The organism is Sphingomonas sp. CFBP 13706, assembly GCF_014842355.1.
GTDB lineage: Bacteria > Pseudomonadota > Alphaproteobacteria > Sphingomonadales > Sphingomonadaceae > Sphingomonas > Sphingomonas aerolata.
In genome coordinates, this window is record NZ_JACYVM010000041.1 from 1 (window position 1) to 3,597 (window position 3,597).

Below are 3,597 nucleotides of genomic sequence, written 5' to 3' on the forward strand. Positions count from 1 at the left end.
GTCGCCGCCCGCCTCGATCATCAGCGCGTCGCTGGCGTGGTAATGCAGCGCGAGCGTGCCGCCATATTGCCATTCCTGGGTCAACCGGCGTTGTTGCGCGACGTTCGCCGAGAAGCGGACGTAGCGGTCGTCGCGCAAAGCGTTGGCATAGCCCTTGGCACTGAGCGCGAGATCGCCGGTGAGGTCGGAATCGAGGTGCACGCTGTACTGTCCGAGCCGACGCTTGCCGCCATCGGTTTCCGAAACCGCGTAGGAGCGTCGTCGGTTCGTATAGGCATCGGCATCGGTCAGGTAGCCTGGCTCCTCGGCGGTCGCGTTCGAATGGCGGACGATCGCGCCGAGCCGCGTCGATCCGAAGTCGTAGAACCATTTGGCCGCGAGATTGAGCCGGTCGAGATCGGCATGGTCGCGAAACGCATCGGTGCGTCGGTAGCTGACCAGGTAGTTCTGGCTAAACTGGCCGCGTTCCAGACCCGCGGAGACCTGACCGTCGATCGTCCCGAACGCGCCCGCGATGGCCCGCGCGTCGAGGTAGCTACCACCGATCCGCGTCAGGATGTTCGCGTTGCCCGCGATATTATGCAGGCCCCAGCGCGGATCGGAGGTGCCGCGGACCAGTTCGATCCCGGCGATGTCGAGCGGCGAGACCATGTCGATCCCGGTCATGCCGCCTGCATTGTCGTTGGTCGGGACGCCGTCGATCAGCAGCTTGACCGCGTTGATCTCGCCTTCGCCATTGAAGCCGCGGATCGAGAAGCGGCCCGAGGTGGTGCCCTGGTTAAAGTCGGTCAGCACGACACCCGGCAGCCGCGCGAACAGCTCCCAGGTGTTGTCGACCGACTGGCGCTGGACGATGTTGCCGCCGAGTACGTCGACCGACGTCAGCACATTCTCGGTCGAGCGCGCCATGCTGGGCGCGGTCACGACGATATCGCCGATGGTGAAGCGCGTATCGCCCTCTACCGGCCCCGTCGCGGCCGTCCTTGCGGTATCCGTCTGTGCGGTGGCGGGATAGGCGAGCGCCAGACCCAACATCAGGCCTGGCACAGTGAGCATTATCGTCTTCACTTCAGTCTTCCCCTTAATTCGTTACTTCGTCGATCTGCGGATTCAGCCGTTGGCGGCGAGGGCCTCGGCCTGTTTCCTGAATCCGGCGATCAGTTCGATCATCGGCGCCTTCACCTCGGGACGCGCGGTCTTGAGCGTGCCGGCGTTGAAGAGTGGCTGCGGATCATATTCGCTCATCAGCTGGGTGCATTCGGCGTAGGTCCGGTCGCGCAGTTCGGCGATCATCGTCGGCCCGAAATCGAGCCCCGACGTCACTCCCGCGCCGGTGATGCGGTTGCGGTCGCGCACGACACGCGCGTCGGTCGGGATCGCGCCGAAACCCGCCAGCGCGTTGCGGCACGACCAGTGCGAGGTGGCCTTGTACCCCTTCAGCAATCCGGCCTTGCCGAGGATCAGCGAGCCCGAGCAGACGCTGGTGACGTATCTCGCGCGGGCACCGCGATCGGCCATGAATGCAATGGTCGCGGGATCCCGAGCCGCAGAGATCGTCCCGTCGGTGCCGCCCGGCGCGAACAGCACCGTCAAGTCCCGCGAACGGGTGTCGAAGGTGGCGTGCGGCGTGATTGTCACGCCCGCGTCGCTGGTCACCGGTTCGAGCGTTTTCGCGACCAGCATGATCTTGGCGCCCATCATCGATGCGAACATCGACTGTGGCCCGATCAGGTCCATGACGGTCATGCCGGGGTACATGAGCATCGCGATCTGTTCGTCGCCTATCCAGTGGATGCCGTCGCCGCTGTTGCCGGGCATCGCGTGGTTCATGGGCGGCGCCATCGGCGCAGGTTTAAGCCTGGCGGACGCCGTCTGTGCGCCGGCCGCACCCGCCGCCAGCGGAGAGAGCAGCGTCATCAGCGCAGCGGTACGGCGATCGATGTTGGTCATCGATATATCCTTTCAGAGACGCGTCTTGAGCGTGACGAACGCCGAGCGCGGCTGCGTCGGCATCACGACCGGGAAGGCGAAATACTGATAGGTGTCGAAGCTGCGCGCGCCGCCCAGGTTGACGGCTGACACCTGCACAGTGAACCGCCCGATGTCATAGGATGCCTGCGCGTCGATCGCCGCATAGCCCGGCACGGACACGCTGTTGGGCAGCGTGATCTCGCGCGCGGTGAAGGCGGTGACGCCCGCACCCAGCGACAGGCCCTTCGCCGCACCGCCCAGGACGCGATACCGTGCGGCGATACGCCCGCTGTGCCGCGGCACGCGCGGCAACCGGTCGTCGATCAGCGATGTGTTGGTGTCACGGGTGACCGCAGCATCGGTATAGGCGTAGTTCGCGATCATCGAGAACGCCGGGCGCGGTTCCCAGATCAGGTCGGCCTCGATCCCGCGCGATCGCTGCTGCCCGGTCTGCACCGCGAAAAACGGAAAGGCCGGATCGGGATCGGGCGTCGCGACGTTGTTGCGCGTCTGTTCGTACACCGCCAGCGTGCCCGACAGGCCGATGCCGGTCGCCGCAAGCTTGATGCCACCTTCGACGTTGCGCGACGTTTCCGGCCGCGGCGTAAAGCGGCTCATGAGGCCGAACGCGCCACGAAAGGCTGTGGCATAACCGGCATAGAGCGCTACCCCCGGCACGACGTCGACCGTCGCACCGATCCGCGGCGACAGCCGATGATACGTTTCGTCTGTCGCCTGCTGGTCCTCGCGGAACTTGAACCGCGTGTAGCGAAGCGATCCGGTGAGGTGCAGCCAGCCATAATCGGCCTGATCCTGCGCGTAGATGGCCCGCGTCTCGTATCGGTCCGTCTGCAGGAGACTGGGAGGCAGGATTTCGCCGAACGACACGTCGTAGGTCGGATCGGCGAGGTCGATCGATCCGCGCGTCATGCCCGTGAAGGCCATGTCCGAATAGAAATCGGTATGGTCGTAGCTCGCCCCGACGAGGAACGTGTGCGTCCCGCCCACCATCTCCGTCTTGGCGACCAGGTTCGCATCGAACGTCGCCTCCTCGAAATGGCTGAGCATGTTGAGCGCGAGCAGCGGATAGGTCGTCGGGGTGGCGGGGTCGGCCGGGTACATGTCCGGATAGATGAAGGTCCCGAACTGCGGCACGCGGCTTTCGTAATAGCGGCCTGTGACGGTCAACCGCACGTCGTCGCCGAAGTCGTGCCGCAAGGTGCCGGTGACCATCTGGTTCGTGGTACTGGACCGCGGCTGACCGTTCGGCGCGCCGGGAAAGGCATTGCGATCCACTTCGCCTGCCAAGGTCTGCGCGGCGGGAAGCCCCGAATATTCCAGTTGCTCACGGCGACCATATTGCCCCTGCACCATCAGGTCGGTCCGGGTGCCGAGCTGGAAAGCGATGCTCGGCTGGACGAAGATCCGCTCGCCCTCGATCCGGTCGACCCAGTGGTCGTTGCTCTGATATTCGCCGGCGATACGCGCGGAAATGCCCGTTGTGATCGGCACGTCGAGTTCGCCGTAAGGATTGAAAGTCGCGAAGCTTCCGGCCCGGATCGCGGCATAGCCCTGAAGCTTGGTTCCTGGGCGCTCGCTTTCGATATTGATGAGGCCGCCAAGCGG

The 3,597-nt window shown here is 65.1% G+C and carries 3 protein-coding genes; all 3 read right to left on the bottom strand.

The features are described from left to right. Positions 1 to 1,068, bottom strand: a 1,068-nt coding sequence (locus IFS44_RS21440; RefSeq protein WP_342366539.1) for a TonB-dependent receptor, incomplete at its 3' end; no start/stop codon positions are given. A 42-nt stretch (positions 1,069 to 1,110) separates the two neighbouring features. Continuing rightward, on the bottom strand, positions 1,111 to 1,950 hold the full coding sequence (locus IFS44_RS21445) for a DJ-1/PfpI family protein (protein ID WP_192100134.1): 840 nt from the start codon (positions 1,948 to 1,950) through the stop codon (positions 1,111 to 1,113). 12 nt (positions 1,951 to 1,962) lie between these two features. Then, positions 1,963 to 3,597 (bottom strand): TonB-dependent siderophore receptor (locus IFS44_RS21450; RefSeq protein WP_192100136.1); only part of this gene is annotated, 1,635 nt, incomplete at its 5' end.